Origin of the sequence: Marinobacter goseongensis (genome assembly GCF_023156235.1) — a bacterium.
Lineage (GTDB): Bacteria > Pseudomonadota > Gammaproteobacteria > Pseudomonadales > Oleiphilaceae > Marinobacter > Marinobacter goseongensis.
Genome location: NZ_JAKZAI010000003.1, coordinates 354,323 through 370,242 on the forward strand (window position 1 = coordinate 354,323; position 15,920 = coordinate 370,242).

Consider the following 15,920-nt stretch of genomic DNA (forward strand, 5'->3'; position numbering starts at 1 on the left):
CTGTGATGCTTATCTCAGTGAATTGAGCCAGCTCTCGAGACCGAGCCGGCTGAGGAGCCTCTGACATTCGGGCGTTTCCATCCGGCCCTCTGCGATGAGCCCCGCAGCGCGCATGACCAGAAGGTCTTGCCTGACATCTTCACGGGCAAGGTAATGCACTGCACCAATCATTTGCCGGATTGCCAGGGGCAGGCGCCACCGTACCTTCAGCTTATTACCGTAACGGTGCGCCCAATCCCTGAGCCCGCTCTCGATCTCCGAGTCGCTCAAGTCGCCGCCCTGATAGATAAACTCTTCCATCACCCGCAATACAGCCAGCTCTCCCATACGACTCAAGAGCCCAGCGGTCTGGAATTCCAGCGGTTTTTTGCCAAGAGCTAAGGCAATCTTCTGGGCTTCCAACCCGACAGTTTCTGCCTGAACCCCATAATATCCAGCGTTGCGGGCCAATGACTGGGGCTTCGAAGCGGTATCGGTATCGAGCGCCAGTGCCAATGCCAACGCCTGGCTCAAGGCCATAGGCACGCCAATCACGGCAATCGCATCGTGAACCGTTCCTACCGGCTCGCCGATCCGGCGGAACGAGGACCGGTTTGCCACCTCAAGGAGCCTGGCACAAAGCGACGCCTCTGTTTGCCATATCTCAGCAAGCTGGGCAACAGAAAGGTCTTCCACGCGATCTATCAAATCCAGAACCTTGGCAACATCCATCCGAGTCGGCATCTGCATACCCGCCTCAAGATTCTCGGACAGCATCTCAGCAAGTGTTCTGACCTCCTGTTGCTCCGGCAAAACCGCCTTGAGCATGTCATGAAGGCGACTATGGAGCATGTCCACTCGGAAAGGCTTGCTAATATATCCGCTGATGCCGTAATGCGCAGCGTTCAGGATGGAGTCACGATCCGCGCGACCGGTGACCATAACAACGGGCACCTGCTTATCGGCCGCCCGAATCTCTCGTAACAGACCGAGGCCCGATCCGTCCGGCAGCGTCCAGTCGACAACGAAAAACCCCGGGGTTTTCGTGTGCCAGATCTTCAGAGCCTCCTGGACCGAAAAAGCCTTGAAGACCCGCAGAGCCGGATGCAGGCCAGCAACCACAGCCTCAAGAAGATCCGCCATCAGCTCGTCATCCTCGACAACAACCACATTCACTCTGGCTCAACCCCCGTCACCACACTGTCGAGATCCCCGACTGCGGTCACGCCATTTCGGCCACCGGATTTGCGACCATAAAGTGCTCTGTCAGCCGCCTCAATGGCATCATCGGCTGTCTCGAAGCCGCAAAGTGAGGCGATACCCACGCTCAGCGTTACGGAAAATGGAGCCTCGCTTCCCTTGAAGGTAATTGTTGACAGCTGATTACACACCTCCTGCATCGATTGTCTCGCGTCCTCAATCGAGCAGTTTGGCAACACCACGATGAACTCTTCACCTCCATAGCGACCAATAACATCCGTTTGTCTGAAGTGATGCCGAAGAAGGTTTGCCAGACCTTTGATCACCAGATCACCGACCCTGTGCCCATGCCGGTCGTTCACCTGTTTGAAATGATCAAGATCCAGCATCGCCACAACAGACTGCTCCCCCAGCCTCTTACAACGCGCGTGCTCCTTGGCAACTTCAGAATTAGCCAACGAGTGTTTCAGCAGGCCGGTCAGGCTGTCGCGGGAAGCAAGCTTATCCAGTTGTTTGGCGCGATAGCATCGAACTTTGGCCGCTTGAACCAGAATGCTATCGGTAACCGGTTTGGCCAGAAAGTCATCGCCTCCCTGCGACAAGGCATTAAACTGAAACTCCCTGTCCTCCTCAGACGACAAAAAAATGATCTGTAACCCCACCCACTCAGATTCAAACCGGAGCATCCTCGCGAGAACCGGCCCGCTGAACGGCCCCATCTGCATGTCCATGAGTATGATGTCAGGGCGGAACTCCGACAGGGCACTCAGAACCTTGGACGGTGAGCTCACCTTGCGCACGTCGAACCCGGCATTTTCCAAAACCACGCTGTAGTACTCAAGCAACTCCTGGTCATCATCAACGATCATTACCCGGCCTGAGTCGGATTCAGTTCGTTCACTGATAAGCCGCTCCATGCAGTCAACCAGTGCAGGCACATCAATTGGCTCGCTTGCATAACCATCGGCTCCAAGCGATGCGAGCCGATAGCGATTTTCAAAGGTATCTTCCGAACCGATACAAATCATGGGAGCCCGCGTTTCGCCAATCACCGGCAAAACACTCTGCTGGATCAGCACGCGGTCACGTACAAGCACCACGGCTGCGTTGAGAGACACAGAGTCAGACGGGAGAGCGAACGAGGTAACGCATTGCACGATGAACCCGTGAGGGCTCAGTGCGGCGGCAAGCGACTCCCCGGACTTTTTATCGGGCTCGACAATCAGCACTGCAAGCTGCTCCGAGGACGCGACATGCCTCTCCGTTGAATGCTCAGGAGCCTCCGCGATGACCTCTTCCACAGTCAGGAGATCTGACAGCTTCCCGACTCGCTCCATGAACCGATCATCGAGAAGCTCGGCCATCGTAACCCGCTCGTTACCCGGCCCGGTGCCGTCGCCGTCTGCATACGGTTTGAGTTCCAGTTCCAGCGCTCGCGCTTCATCACCGAGAGCACGAAACCCAAAGGTTCCCGCGGAACCCGCCAGCCGGTGGAGTGACTGATAGGCCAGCCGCAGTGCTTCCGGATTGCCGTCTCCAGTCGCCGCAAGGCGCAACGCGTTAAACACAGCCTGCTGATCAGCGAGCGCTTTTTGCTCGAAGCGCGCCTTCAAAAGATCCAGCTTTTCTTTAACGTCGACCCTGTGTGCTTCGGACATATGCAACTCAATCAGATCCGCTCGAAATATCTTTTATGCCATACTCATCGGGCAGTTCCAAAGCTGCCATTTATATTTATAAAGTACCACCGAGGAAACCAACTTGCCCAAATTTTCGCTCGGCACCCGCTTCGCGCTCATCATCGTGCTCGGATCATTATCAACTGTGGCAGCAATCATGGCCGTCGCCTACAGCGCGCTGGTAGACGACTTCGAAACGCTCCTGACCCAACAACAACTCACCGAGACCCGGCGTATCGCATCCGAGGTGGAGCAGCGCCTCCAACTCAAACTTGATGTACTTGCTGAGTCAGCGAGAATGATGAGCGATGGCGAATCACTGCATTCCCTGCCCGAGATCCAATACCTGCTTGATCGGCAAAATCTGCTGAGCTCGCTGTTTCCAGACGGGGTTTTAGTATTGAACGCAGAAGCAACGGCCATCGCAGAAAATCAATATGCTCCTGGTCGTATTGGAACAAATTATGCCGATCGGCAGCATTTCCGCCAGGCCATTCAAACCCGTGAGCCCCTCATCAGCCGGCCGATTATTGGTCGCGTTACCGGGGTTCCGCTGTTGTCCTTCCTGACCCCCATCGAATCCGATGAAAACGACCTGCTGGGGTTAATGGCCGGTACCGTCAATATTGGTCAGACCAGCCTTATTCCGCTTGACAGGCTGACCCGCCTTCGCAATCGAAACGACACATTCAAAGTCGTTGATATCAACCACTATCTCTACATCGAAGGCGGACCGGCGGCGGGAGAGCGCGTACAGCCCTTACCTGCGCCGGGGGCCGACCCACTGGTTGACGCGGCGTTATCCGGCATCAACTTCGGAACGGTAACCGATTCCACCGGCGAGGAATTAATCTACGCCGCCAGTCACCTGGAAAATCTGGGTTGGATGTTTGTGCGCGCGGTGCCATATGAGCGGGCGACCGCCCCTGCAAAAAAGTCTTTCATGAAGTTTCTGGGAATCAGCTTGGTGGTTGGTTTAGTGATTGCCGCCCTCAGCTTTTTCGCAAGCCGATCAACAACCAAACCCCTCAACAAAATGACACAAACCATCGAAAAAATGGCCCGAAACCCCTCCCGGGGTCAGCGCCTCATCGCCGCAGGCTCCATCGAGACCAGGCAGCTGGCCAATGCGTTCAACCAGCTGATGACTGAGCGCGATGTGATCAGCAAAATGAAAGAAGAGTTCGTTTCCAACGTCAGTCATGAGTTGAGGACTCCGCTCACATCGATCAATGGCGCGCTCCGATTGCTGGCGTCCGGAGCCGCAGGGGGGCTACCGCAGAAAGCCGAAGAAATGGCAAACCTGGCATTGCGGAACGGAGACCGGCTCCAGCTGCTGATCTCCGATCTCCTGGATTTCAGCAAACTCGCGGCCGGTCGAATGAGCATCAATTTGTCGCCACAACCCATACTTCCGATCATCAAAACCGCCATCGTGAGTAATGCATCCCTGGCCCATGAGCGCGGCCTGTCACTGGAGGTTGAGGGGAACGAAAACCCGGTTGTGCTGGCGGACGCGCACCGGTTAAGGCAGGTGCTGGACAACTTCATCAGCAATGCGATCAAATTCTCGCCCCCGGACCTGGCAATTTCGATCCGAATCACACAACGCCGCCCGGGCTATACGTCGATTATCGTCCACGATCGTGGCACCGGGGTACCGGAGCACTTCGAGCCCAAGCTGTTTGAACGTTTTTCCCAGGCCAACAGTGGCTCGGCAAAGTCGGTCACAGGCACCGGGCTTGGCCTCGCCATCTGCCGGGAACTTGCCACGCTCATGAATGGGCAGACAGGCTACTTCTACGACCAGGGCGCCAATTTCTGGATTGAGTTACCCAATGTTGTAAGCAGGAAGACCAGTACCGATGAAAGCACCTGACCTGAGCCACAAAGAGCTCCAGCGGCAAGCGGCTCTTGAACGAACTGGCCTGCTTGACACTCAACCTGAAGAACGATTCGACCGCTACACGGCGATCGCCTGCAAAGCGTTCAAGGTGCCAATTGCTTTGATCAGTCTGGTGGACAGCAACCGACAATGGTTCAAGTCCTGCCAGGGGCTTTCGATCTCGGAAACCCCCCGCGAAGTCTCTTTCTGTAGCCACGCGATTCGTGAATCGGAAATCCTGGTGATCGAGGACACGCTCTGCGATGACCGCTTCATGGACAACCCGCTAGTCACGGAGGAACCCCACATTCGCTTCTATGCGGGTGCGCCATTACATGACAGTGACGGCTTCCGACTTGGAACCCTCTGCCTGATCGACCGCGCGCCGCGCACCTTTGATCAGAATGACCAGGCGCTTCTGCGTGAAATCGCCGATTGCGTGGAACGTGAAATCAACCTGCAGGTCGCCACCGAACTCTACCAAGAGCTCAAGAGCAGTGAACGCCGAGCCAAAGCCGCCATAGAAGGCACGCGAATTGGTACCTGGGAGTGGAACGTACAGACAGGTGAAACGGTCTTTAACGAGCGCTGGGCCGACATCTGTGGCTATCGGCTCGACGAACTCGAACCGGTCAATATCGAAACCTGGTTGAACCTTGCACACCCAGAGGATCGGCCGGAATCGGAACGCCTGCTCAATGCCCACTTTTCCGGCGAGCTGCCAGAGTACGATTGTCGGTGCCGCATGAAACACAAAAACGGCCACTGGGTATGGGTGCACGATCGCGGCCAGGTCTTCGAATGGACCGAAAAAGGCGAACCGCTGATGATGTGCGGCACCCACGCCGACATCACCAATGAAATGGCCAGCCTCGACCGCATACAGCGACAAAATACCGCGTTGAGCATCCTCAATGAATTGGCCCTCGATCCCGAAACCGATGACAACGCAAGGATCGAGAAAGCCCTACGCCTCGGGGCAGACTATCTGGATCTGGATCTGGCGATCGTGAGCGAGATCACCAGAGACGTATACTCGGTACGGTGGTTTGTTGCCCCAGCCCAAGCAGGGCTTGAACAGGGCCTCAGCTTTCCTTTGGTCGACACCTATTGCTCACTGCTCCTGGGGTCTCGAGACAGTCTGGCGATCGCCCACATGGCGAAATCCCAGTACCGAAACCACGACTGCTATGACAAGTTTGGATTGGAGAGCTATCTTGCCGCGCCTGTTTTTATCCGGGATCGACTTTACGGCACCGTCAACTTTTCCTCCCCGGAACCACGGGCTCAGGACTTCTCCGATACCGATATCACGTTCGTAACACTCCTCGCGCGATGGATCGCTGGCGTCATCGAGCGCAAGCTCAGTGAGCAGATTCTGAACAAGCTGATCGAGCAGACACCCGGGATGCTTTACCAGTTCCAGCGCTGGCCGGACGGCCACTCTGCCTTTCCTTTTTCCAGCCCACACATCAAGGATATCTACGGCGTCACCAGCGACGAAGTCAAAGACGATGCCTCGGTCTGTTTCAACAAGATACATCCGGATGACCTGGCGGAGATGATGGTCAGCATCGAAAGGTCCGCAGAGACACTGTCGATCTGGAATGCCCATTACAGGGTCAAGGACGGGCACTCAGGCTGGCGCTGGGTCGAAGGGAAATCATCGCCAGAACTCATGCCTGATCAAAGCGTGATATGGCATGGTTACATCGCCGACATTGACGACACCAAGCGCACAGCCCTTGCTCTGCAGGAAAGCGAAGCTCAGCTGCGACGGCTCTACGAGCTGTCCCCCATTGGTATTGCGCTGAACGATTACCTGTCGGGCGCGTTTCTGGATGTCAACGAGGCCCTGCTGGAGCCAACGGGCTACAACCGCAATCAAATGATGTCAATGAACTACTGGGACCTCTTGCCCAGGGATTTCGAAAGCCAACGACAGACAATCATTACCAAACTCCAGACCGAGAGACGCTTTGGCCCATACGAAGCAGAAATCGTACGGGCCGATGGCTCCACCTACCCAGCCGTCGTTCGAGGGATGAGAATACGCAACCCCTCCCAACAGCCACTGATCTGGACGTTGATCGAGGACATTTCCGAGCGTAAGAAAATAGACCGGCTGAAGAGCGAGTTCATCTCCTCAGTGAGTCACGAACTCCGGACGCCACTGACTTCGATCGCCGGATCGCTCGGGCTGGTTGAGAGCGGCGCCCTCGGTGAGCTGCCAGAGCAGGTCAGGCGCATGATATCCATCGCTCATCGGAATAGCGATCAGCTGCGACAACTGGTTGATGACCTGCTCGATATGGAAAAGCTCGTCTCCGGACGCCTATCGATGAAATTAAAGGAAGACCCTGTCCTTCCTGTGATTGAAGAGTCTGTAGAGCGCCTGAACACCTATGCACTGGAGAGTCGGGTTTCTGTTCACATAGCCAACGACTTTTCCGACTGGGCCGCCTGGATAGACCGGGGCCGTCTGGGCCAGGCATTCACAAACCTCTTGTCCAATGCCATCAAGTTCTCGCCAGATAATGGTGAGATTCACATTACCAGCGACATAGGGAACGGCTGCATGCGCATCTGCGTGGCTGACCAGGGCCCGGGCATTCCGGACAGTTTTCGCCCACGGATTTTCCAGAAATTCGCACAGGCTGACAGCTCGGACACCCGCGGAAAACGGGGAACCGGTCTTGGGTTGGCCATCACCAGAGAGATTATGGCGCAAATGGAAGGCGAGGTCGGATTCGAGTCGAAGGAAGGTCTGGGCTCTGTCTTCTGGCTGGAATTGAAATTGAACAAGGTCAAGCACTAGATGGACAACACGGCGGGCTACAGAGCGTTTTACTATCTTATCTGGGTTGCCCGTACCGCCGTGCTGGCTTTCATGATTACGGTTGCCGTTGTGCTTGATAATGGAGCCACCGAGAGCCATCGGGCAGAGGTCCGGCAACAATGGCAAGCGCGGCTCAACGACCTCAGCCTGAAATTACAGGCCGCCATTCTCCAGAATGTGCAGACGGTCTGGGGGCTCGCCGCGAATGTGTCCGTTGACCCCGATATTACGGAGAATGAGTTTCAGCAGCTGGCTTCTGTTATTTTCGGTCTTGCGCCACAGCTACGAAACATCGGTTTGGCCCCTGACCTGACCATACGCTATATCTATCCACTGGCGGGCAATGAGGCGGCGCTGGGCCTCGATCTCTCGAAACGGGGGCTTTCCGAGGCACAGTTGGTGGAATTGAAGGCATCGAGGCGAGCGCTTTTCAGCGGGCCGATCAAGCTCGTTCAGGGGGGTGAGGGAATTGCCGCACGCATTCCGATCTTTGAGAACGACACCGACCGCTTTTGGGGGCTTGTGTCGGTCATTCTGGATCTGGAGCGCCTTTACAAAGAAGTGGGCTTGAGGTCACTCGCTGATAGCCGGGAACTGACCATTGCCAATACCGCCAACCACAGCTCAGATGGCGGTGTCTTTTTTGGCGATGCAGACAGGCAATGGCAACAGCCGGTAACCGCGCAGCTGAGTATGCCGGGCATTACCTGGACAATGTCTGCTCAACCAGCGCAGGGCTGGCCAAACCATCCGGAATCACCACTGCTGGTTCGATGCTTTCTCACCTTGATTGTTTTGCTAATCACTTCAGGCACTTTTTGGCTCACCAGTCTTTTACTTCGTGATTATCAGATGCAACGCCGTTTCCGCGGGCTTTTCGAACTGGCGCCCTTTGGCATAGGGCTGTACGACGCGCGAACCGGAAAGCAGCTGCGCGCCAACAACAGCTTCGAAGCGATGTTCGGTAACGCACCCGCCTCATTGGCATTTTTCGGCAAAGTCTATGACCCATCAGGACGGATTCTTCCCTCAGGGCTGGATATTCTGGGGCTTTTACAGAAACACCCCCGCTTCAGCGCGCTGGAAGGCGTCTTTCCCAGTGCGCAAGAGGAGCTGACACCCATACTGCTGCACGGCCTCATCCTGGAGGCTCGCCACGGCGAACCGGTCATCTGGCTGATCGCAGAGGATATTTCCGAGCGCAAAAAGGCTGATCGCGTAAAAAGTGAATTCATCTCAACGGTCAGTCATGAATTGCGAACGCCCCTGACATCCATTGCGGGATCGCTGAGTTTACTCTCGAACAACGCCGTCGGTGAGCTCTCACCAGACGCATCGAGGCTGGCCAAAATTGCTTACCGCAACAGCCAGCAACTGACATTTCTCATCAACGATCTTCTCGACATCGAAAAACTGGTCGCCGGCAAAGTCATTTTCCACCTGGCCGATTGCCGAATCGCTGATGTGGTCCGTGAATGCGTCGAAGGAATCGAAAGCTTTGCGCTCGATAAGCGGATAACCGTCAGGATCGGAGAGTTGCATGACACAGTCGTCAATGTCGACCGCGTACGGCTGCGTCAGGCGCTTAACAACCTGCTCTCGAACGCCATCAAGTTTTCTTCTGATGAGTCCGAGGTTCATGTATTTACCGAACTCTCACTTACCGGCATCCGGATGTGTGTCCGCGACCAGGGACCGGGGATCCCGGCGGACTTCAGGGACAGAATTTTCCAGAAATTTTCCCAAGCCGACGCGTCTGATCGCCGATCGCAGAGTGGCACCGGCCTGGGGCTGGCCATCACTCGGGAGCTGATGCATGCGATGGCCGGCGAGGTGGATTTTGCATCGGAGGAGGGCCACGGTGCGTGCTTCTGGCTGGACTTGCCACTGACCCAAGGTCATAGCAAGCGGTCAGCCTGAGGGCCGCCGCCCTCCACCGAATGGGCCCTTTGTCCTGAACAGACGCCAGAGCCAGCGATCCCTCGCTAGGCTGTGCGCAGCATCTCCCTCACGACGTAATGGAGAATGCCACCGTGCCGGTAATAAACAGCCTCGTTGGCGGTATCGATCCTTGATTTCAGGTCACAAGTCTGGGTGCTGCCGTCCTTGTATTTCACCGTCATTTTCAGGGTCTGTCCCGGCTGAATGTCACCGGACAGGCCCTCGATGCTGATGGTTTCCTCGCCGGTCAGCTTCAGGCTCTTGCGATCCGTGCCCTCCGGGAACTGCAGCGGCATCACCCCCATACCAATCAGGTTGGAGCGGTGAATGCGCTCATAGGACTCTGCCACCACGGCATTCACGCCCAGCAGGCGGGTGCCCTTGGCGGCCCAGTCCCGGCTTGAGCCAGTGCCGTATTCCTTGCCGGCAATCACCACCAGGGGCGTACCCTGGGCCTGATACTTCATGGCGGCATCGTAGATGGCCATCTGTTCACCGGTGGGCACGAAGCGGGTGTATCCGCCCTCCACACCATCAAGCATCTCATTGCGGATGCGTACGTTGGCAAAAGTGCCACGCATCATCACCTCGTGGTTGCCGCGGCGGGAACCGTAGGAGTTGAAATCCTTCGGCTCGACCCCGTGGTCCTGCAGATACTTTCCGGCCGGGGTGTCCGGTTTGAACGAGCCGGCCGGGGAAATATGGTCGGTGGTCACCGAGTCCCCCAACAATGCAAGGATGTTAGCGTCGCGGATGTCGTCAATGGCCTCCGGCTCCTCCCCCATGCCCTCGAAAAAGGGCGGGTGCTGGATGTAGGTGGACTTGTCTGACCACTCATACACCTTGCTCTCCGGGACCTTGATCGACTGCCAGGTGGCATCGCCGTCGAACACCGCCGCGTACTCGGTGCGGAACATGTCGGTCTTCACCTTTTCCACCGCCTCGGCAATTTCCTGCTGACTCGGCCAGAGATCTTTCAGATACACCGGATTACCGTCCTGATCGGCACCCAGCGGATCTTTGAAGAGGTCCAGGCGCACGTTACCGGCCAGGGCATAAGCCACCACCAGCGGCGGCGACGCCAGCCAGTTGGTCTTCACCAGCGGATGCACGCGGCCTTCGAAATTGCGGTTACCGGACAGCACCGAGGCCACGGTCAGGTTACCGTCGGCAATGGCCTTCTCCACCGCGTCCGGCAGCGGGCCGGAATTACCGATACAGGTAGTGCAGCCGTAGCCCACGAGGTTGAAACCCAGCTTGTTAAGATCGTCCTGGAAGCCCCCCACGCGCAGATAATCTGTCACCACCTTGGAGCCCGGCGCCAGCGAGGTTTTCACCCAGGGCTTGGTCTGCAGGCCTTTGGCGACGGCTTTCTGGGCAATCAGGCCCGCGGCCATCATCACACTGGGGTTCGAGGTATTGGTGCAGGACGTGATGGCCGCAATCACCACCGCACCCGGGTCCAGCCGGGTTTTTGCACCGTTCATTTCCATCGGCTGGCTGGCGGCGTGGTGGTAACTGTCATCCACACCCACGGCAGTCTGGCCGCCCTCGGACTCGAGTTTGCCCTCACGGCTTTCAGCCGGGCCCTCGGCCGTTTCCATCAGCAGCTCGAACGAGGCTTTCATGTTTTTCAGGGCAACCCGGTCTTGGGGCCGCTTGGGCCCCGCCAGACTGGCCTCCACGTCACCCATGTCGAGGGTCAGACGGTCGGTGTACACCGGCTCATGGCCCGGCTCGCGCCAGAGCCCCTGGGCCTTGGCGTAGGCTTCAACCAGTTCGAGCTGAGTATCTTCGCGACCGGTCAGTTTCATGTACTTGATGGTCTGCTCGTCCACCGGGAAAAAGCCACAGGTGGCGCCGTATTCCGGTGCCATGTTGGCGATGGTGGCACGGTCAGCCACCGGCATGTCCTTCAGGCCATCGCCGTAGAACTCCACGAACTTACCGACAACGCCTTTCTTGCGCAGCATCTCGGTGACGGTCAGCACCAGATCCGTGGCGGTAATGCCCTCACGGAGCTTGCCGGTGATTTTGAAACCCACCACTTCCGGAATCAACATCGACACCGGCTGACCCAGCATGGCCGCTTCGGCCTCGATGCCGCCCACGCCCCAGCCCAGAATGCCGAGGCCGTTGATCATGGTGGTGTGGGAGTCAGTGCCCACCAGGGTGTCCGGGTAGGCGATGGTCTTGTCGCCCTGGTCTTTCTGCCACACCGTTTTGCCCAGATACTCCAGATTGACCTGATGGCAGATGCCGGTGCCCGGCGGCACCACACGGAAATTGTCGAAGGCCTGCTGGCCCCAGCGCAGAAACTCGTAGCGCTCCTGATTGCGCTCCATCTCAATGGCCACGTTGTCCTTGAATGCCGAGGCGTCACCGAAGTGGTCCACCATCACCGAATGGTCAATCACCAGATCCACCGGCGACAGCGGATTGATCATTGCCGGATCCTTGCCTGCGGCTTTCACCGCCTCGCGCATGGCGGCGAGATCTACCACGCCGGGCACCCCGGTGAAATCCTGCATCAGCACGCGCGCCGGCCGGAACTGGATTTCGGTGTCGGACTTCCGGTCCTTCAGCCACTGCACCATGGCGTCCATATGGCTGCGTTCAACGGTGACATCGTCTTCGTTACGCAGCAGGTTTTCCATCAGGACTTTCAGGGAAAACGGCAGGCGATCCAGATCGCCGAGGGTCTCCGCCGCCCTCGGCAGGCTGTAGTAGTGAAAGGTCTTGCCGCCCGCTTCGAGGCTGGACAGGGTATTGAGGCTGTCATTACTGAGACGTTCGCTGGACATGGGGTGCCCCCTTTTGGCTGATACATGATGGCCGGGTTGGGAAGTCTCCTATAACTATTGCAGCGAATGCGCAGACTTCAACCAAACCACCATGAATGTTCGGGATCACTGCGGTGAATAGCGCCCCGTGAGGCTTGGTTCAGAGCTGCTGACGGTCGCCGTAAAGCTGGGCATAGAGCCCGTCCCGGGCGATCAGTTCATCGTGGTGGCCCTCCTCGATGATGCGCCCGTCCTCGAACACGCAGGCGCGGTCGGCTTTTTTGACGGCACTCAGTCGATGGGCAATGATCAGGGTAGTACGCTGGCTCAGGAATTCATCCAGCGCATCGTGAAGCCGGTGCTCGGTGTCGGAATCCAGCGCCGAGGTGGCTTCGTCGAGAATTACAATGGATGGCTCGGTCAACACCATGCGGGCGATGGCCAGCCGCTGACGCTGCCCGCCGGAGAGCCGCACGCCCTGGCGGCCAATCATGGTGTCCAGCTGGCGTGGCATCGCGGCGATGGTGTCGTCCAGCTGGGCAATTTTCAAAGCCCGCCAGAGGGCGTCGTCAGGCTTGTCACGCCCAAGGGTGAGATTCTGCCGCACGGTGTCATTGAACAGCGCCGGATGTTGCAGCACCGTGGCCACGTGCTCCCGCAGACACGGCAAACCGATGCGCTGCACAGGCACATCGTTGATCAACACCTCACCCTGCTGGGCGGTGTACATGCCCAGAATCAGCTGCACCAGCGTGGACTTGCCCCCACCACTGGCGCCGACAACGGCCACTTTCTCGCCGGGGGCCAGGTGCAGGTTGATGCCCTTCAGCACCGGCTCGTCGTCGTAACGGAAGTGCAGATTCCTGAGGGTCAGGCTGACGGTGTGGCGGCCACGGAACGGGTTCTCCAGCGCCGGATAGCGGGGTTCCTCTTCCAGCTCCAGTAACCGGTTGATCCGGGCCAGGGCGGCATTGGCCGCAAACCAGGCGTACTGCATGTTCAGCATTTCCTGCACCGGCGTCAGCATGAACCACAGATACCCGAAAATCGCGAACATCATGCCGATGCTGAGATCACTGAACAGCACGGTCACCATGGCTGCCCCGCGGAACGCGTCGACACCGAACTGGAACAGCGCAAAACTGGCGCGGGTAGCGGCGTCACTGCGCCATTCAAACTGGATGGCGTGATCGCGCACGCTGCGGGCGCGCCCGATCAGTTGTCGCAGGTAATGCTGCTCGCGGTTGGCGGCCCGCAACTGATGAATGGCGTCCAGGGTTTCGGTCAGGTCGCCCTGGAAGTCCTCGTAGGCACTGTTCTCCCGGCGCTTCAGCTCCTTCACCCGTTTACCAATCAGAATGGTGGCAAAGATCACCAGCGGGTTGAGCAACAGAATCAGCAGCGCCAGTTGCCAGTGCACCCACAGCAATACCGCGGCAGTGCCGGTGACCGTCAGGCTGGCCACCAGAAAACGGCTGATGGTGCTGCCAAGAAACTGATCAATGGTATCGAGGTCGGTAATGAAGTGGCTGCTGATGGCGCCGGAACCGCGGGTTTCGTATTCCGACATGGCCACCCGCTGCAACCGGCCCAGCAGACGGGATCGGATGCGGAACACCACATCCTTGGAGATCTTGGAAAACTCCCGCGACTGCAGCACGTTGAACGCCAGCGCGCAGACCCGGAGCGCGAAGGCCGCCAGCACCATCAGGGCAATGTAGACCATCGGCTGCTGCCAGCCTGTCGGCAACAGGGTGTTCATGAACGGCAACACCGGGCCACTCTCCTCCAGCAGAACCTCATCCACCAGCACCGGCAACAACAGGGGCACCGGCACGCTCATCAGCGTTGCCATAATGGCCAGCATATTGGCGCGCACCAGTCTTGGCTTGTGCTTCAACGCCAGCGCCAGAATATCCCGCCAATGGTAGTGCGATGGATGGCTGGCCGGCGGTGTTTCGCGGGTCTCAGGGGATTCTTGGTGTGGTGCCAAGTGGCCTCCCGGTTTGTGGATCTGATCTCTCCCTTACGTTGCAGGGCGCACAATAGTCTACCCGTCACATTGTGGCGGGGGCACGGCTTCTGTCATTATTGACGCCCTATTCTCTGACGGACCAGAACCAGGCTCACTGTGAAACACGATTGTCATTACCACCCGGGCGATGCCGCCAAATGGCACTGTGGCGAATGCCAGATACACTACTGCAGCCGCTGCATGCCAGACGCCGACAGCCGCAAGCGCCACGCCCTGTGCCCCCGGTGCAGCCGTGCCATGCGCTACCTCGGCGCAGCCACCGAAGTGGTCCCGTTCTGGAACCGGCTGGGGGCCTTTTTCCGCTACCCGTTCCACACTGACCCGCTGATTGTCATCGCCATCTGCACACTGGTGCCGTTGCTGGTCAAAGCCAACATCGTGGGCATCATTATCACCCTGTTGCTGGCGCTTGCCCTGCTGAAATATACCTACGATGTCATCCGCCATACTGCCGAGGGCCATATGAAACCGCCGCCGGTCTCGGTCGCGTTCAGCGGCAGCGGCTTCGATATCGTGATCCTGCAGTTGCTGGTCTTCGTGCTGATGGGCGGCCTGGTGGGCGCCGCCGCCATGATCGGCGGGCAGCTGCTGATGATGCTGGCCCTGGCCTTCGTGATTCTCGCCCTGCCGGCCAGCATCATGGTGCTGGCGATGGAGCGCTCGGTGGTCGCGGCGGTCAATCCGATGAATCTGGCGGTGCTGATTTCCCGCATTGGCAGCCCCTATTTCCTGCTCTATGGCTACCTGATCCTGCTGACCCTGGCTTCCGGTGCGGCACAGGACTTCGCGGTCAACCATTTCCCGCTGTGGTTTTCCCAACCGCTGGCAGGCTTTCTGAACAGTACCTTCACGCTGATTCTGTTCCATATGCTCGGCTACCTGCTGTTCCAGTACCAGGAGGAGCTTGGCTTCGCCAGCGACCTTCAGGACGGTGAGCAGCCCGGCGAGGTTCAGCACCGTGACCGCAGCGCCCGCTTTGATGCCGACATCGACATGAACCTCAAGGACGGCAACTACGACCGCGTCCAGTCGATGCTCAAGGAAGCGCTGAAAAAAGACCCGCAGAATCCCCAGCGCATCGGTCAGCTGTTCCGGCTGCTGCAGACCCGCAACGACACCGCCGATCTGTACCGCTACCACCCCCGCCTGCTGGGCTGGCTGGCAACGGGCAACAACGGCGACGACATGGCCACCCTGCTGGCAACCCTCGAAACCGTGGAACCGGGGTTCCGCCTCGACGACCCGGAGCTGGCGGTTCGCTGTGCTCGCACGCTGTATCCGCGCGGTCACTTCAAGGCCGTGCTGAAACTGCTGCAGGACTTCCACAAGCGTTTTCCGGACAGCCATGAGCTGGCACCGGCCTATCTGCTGGTAGCGCAATCTCTGGCCAACGGACTGAATCAATGGGAAAAAGCGACGGCGTTTCTCAACTTCATCCAGAAGCGCTGCGGCAACCACCCACTGCACAGCCAGATCGCCACCTACCTCAGCCAGGCGGAAAACCGCGAGCCCCTGAAAGGACCGAAAGCGTCGTTTGTCTTTGAGGAATAAGCAGGCTCGTTCATCAGGCAGATATTCC

8 protein-coding genes are annotated in these 15,920 nt (G+C 58.1%); 4 read left to right on the top strand and 4 right to left on the bottom strand.

Annotated elements, in window-relative coordinates:
• Positions 1-9 precede the first annotated feature (9 nt).
• Positions 10-1,155: a response regulator gene (locus tag MLC70_RS18630; protein ID WP_248181676.1), complete on the bottom strand. Its 1,146-nt coding sequence runs from the start codon at positions 1,153-1,155 to the stop codon at positions 10-12.
• Entirely contained in the window at positions 1,152-2,837 is a 1,686-nt protein-coding gene (locus MLC70_RS03525) for a diguanylate cyclase (protein ID WP_248181677.1), read from the bottom strand. Before MLC70_RS03525 ends, MLC70_RS18630 begins: the two co-directional genes overlap by 4 nt.
• A 103-nt stretch (positions 2,838-2,940) precedes the next feature.
• On the opposite strand from MLC70_RS03525, the gene MLC70_RS03530 reads away from it, so the two are divergent.
• Genes MLC70_RS03530 through MLC70_RS03540 form a run of 3 tightly spaced genes read left to right on the top strand, consistent with a single transcriptional unit; the run spans position 2,941 to position 9,502 of the window.
• Entirely contained in the window at positions 2,941-4,737 is a 1,797-nt protein-coding gene (locus tag MLC70_RS03530; protein WP_248181678.1) for a sensor histidine kinase, read from the top strand.
• On the top strand, positions 4,724-7,561 hold the full coding sequence (locus MLC70_RS03535; protein ID WP_248181679.1) for a PAS domain S-box protein: 2,838 nt from the start codon (positions 4,724-4,726) through the stop codon (positions 7,559-7,561). The genes MLC70_RS03530 and MLC70_RS03535 overlap by 14 nt, the downstream gene beginning before the upstream one ends.
• Positions 7,562-9,502 carry an ATP-binding protein gene (locus MLC70_RS03540; protein WP_248181680.1) on the top strand — a complete coding sequence of 647 codons (1,941 nt, stop codon included), beginning with the start codon at positions 7,562-7,564 and terminating at the stop codon, positions 9,500-9,502.
• Positions 9,503-9,567: 65 nt separating this feature from the next.
• Here MLC70_RS03540 and acnA read toward each other — a convergent pair whose 3' ends face one another.
• Together acnA and MLC70_RS03550 are read right to left on the bottom strand one after the other, a co-directional pair.
• Positions 9,568-12,327 (bottom strand): aconitate hydratase AcnA, encoded by a 2,760-nt coding sequence (gene acnA / locus MLC70_RS03545; protein ID WP_248181681.1) that lies wholly within the window; start codon positions 12,325-12,327, stop codon positions 9,568-9,570.
• 139 nt (positions 12,328-12,466) lie between these two features.
• Complete coding sequence (locus MLC70_RS03550) at positions 12,467-14,299, bottom strand: ABC transporter ATP-binding protein (protein ID WP_427902084.1); 1,833 nt, start codon at positions 14,297-14,299, stop codon at positions 12,467-12,469.
• A gap of 138 nt (positions 14,300-14,437) precedes the next feature.
• Here MLC70_RS03550 and MLC70_RS03555 point away from each other — a divergent pair, with 138 nt between their 5' ends.
• Positions 14,438-15,892 carry a hypothetical protein gene (locus tag MLC70_RS03555; protein WP_248181682.1) on the top strand — a complete coding sequence of 485 codons (1,455 nt, stop codon included), beginning with the start codon at positions 14,438-14,440 and terminating at the stop codon, positions 15,890-15,892.
• Positions 15,893-15,920 lie beyond the last annotated feature (28 nt).

Excerpts from the sequence above, each read along its gene's own strand:
- MLC70_RS03525 (WP_248181677.1), bottom strand. The coding sequence starts at position 2,837 with ATGTCCGAAGCACACAGGGTCGACGTTAAAGAAAAGCTGGATCTTTTG.
- MLC70_RS03535 (WP_248181679.1), top strand. The coding sequence starts at position 4,724 with ATGAAAGCACCTGACCTGAGCCACAAAGAGCTCCAGCGGCAAGCGGCT.
- MLC70_RS03540 (WP_248181680.1), top strand. The coding sequence starts at position 7,562 with ATGGACAACACGGCGGGCTACAGAGCGTTTTACTATCTTATCTGGGTT.
- acnA (WP_248181681.1), bottom strand. The coding sequence starts at position 12,327 with ATGTCCAGCGAACGTCTCAGTAATGACAGCCTCAATACCCTGTCCAGC.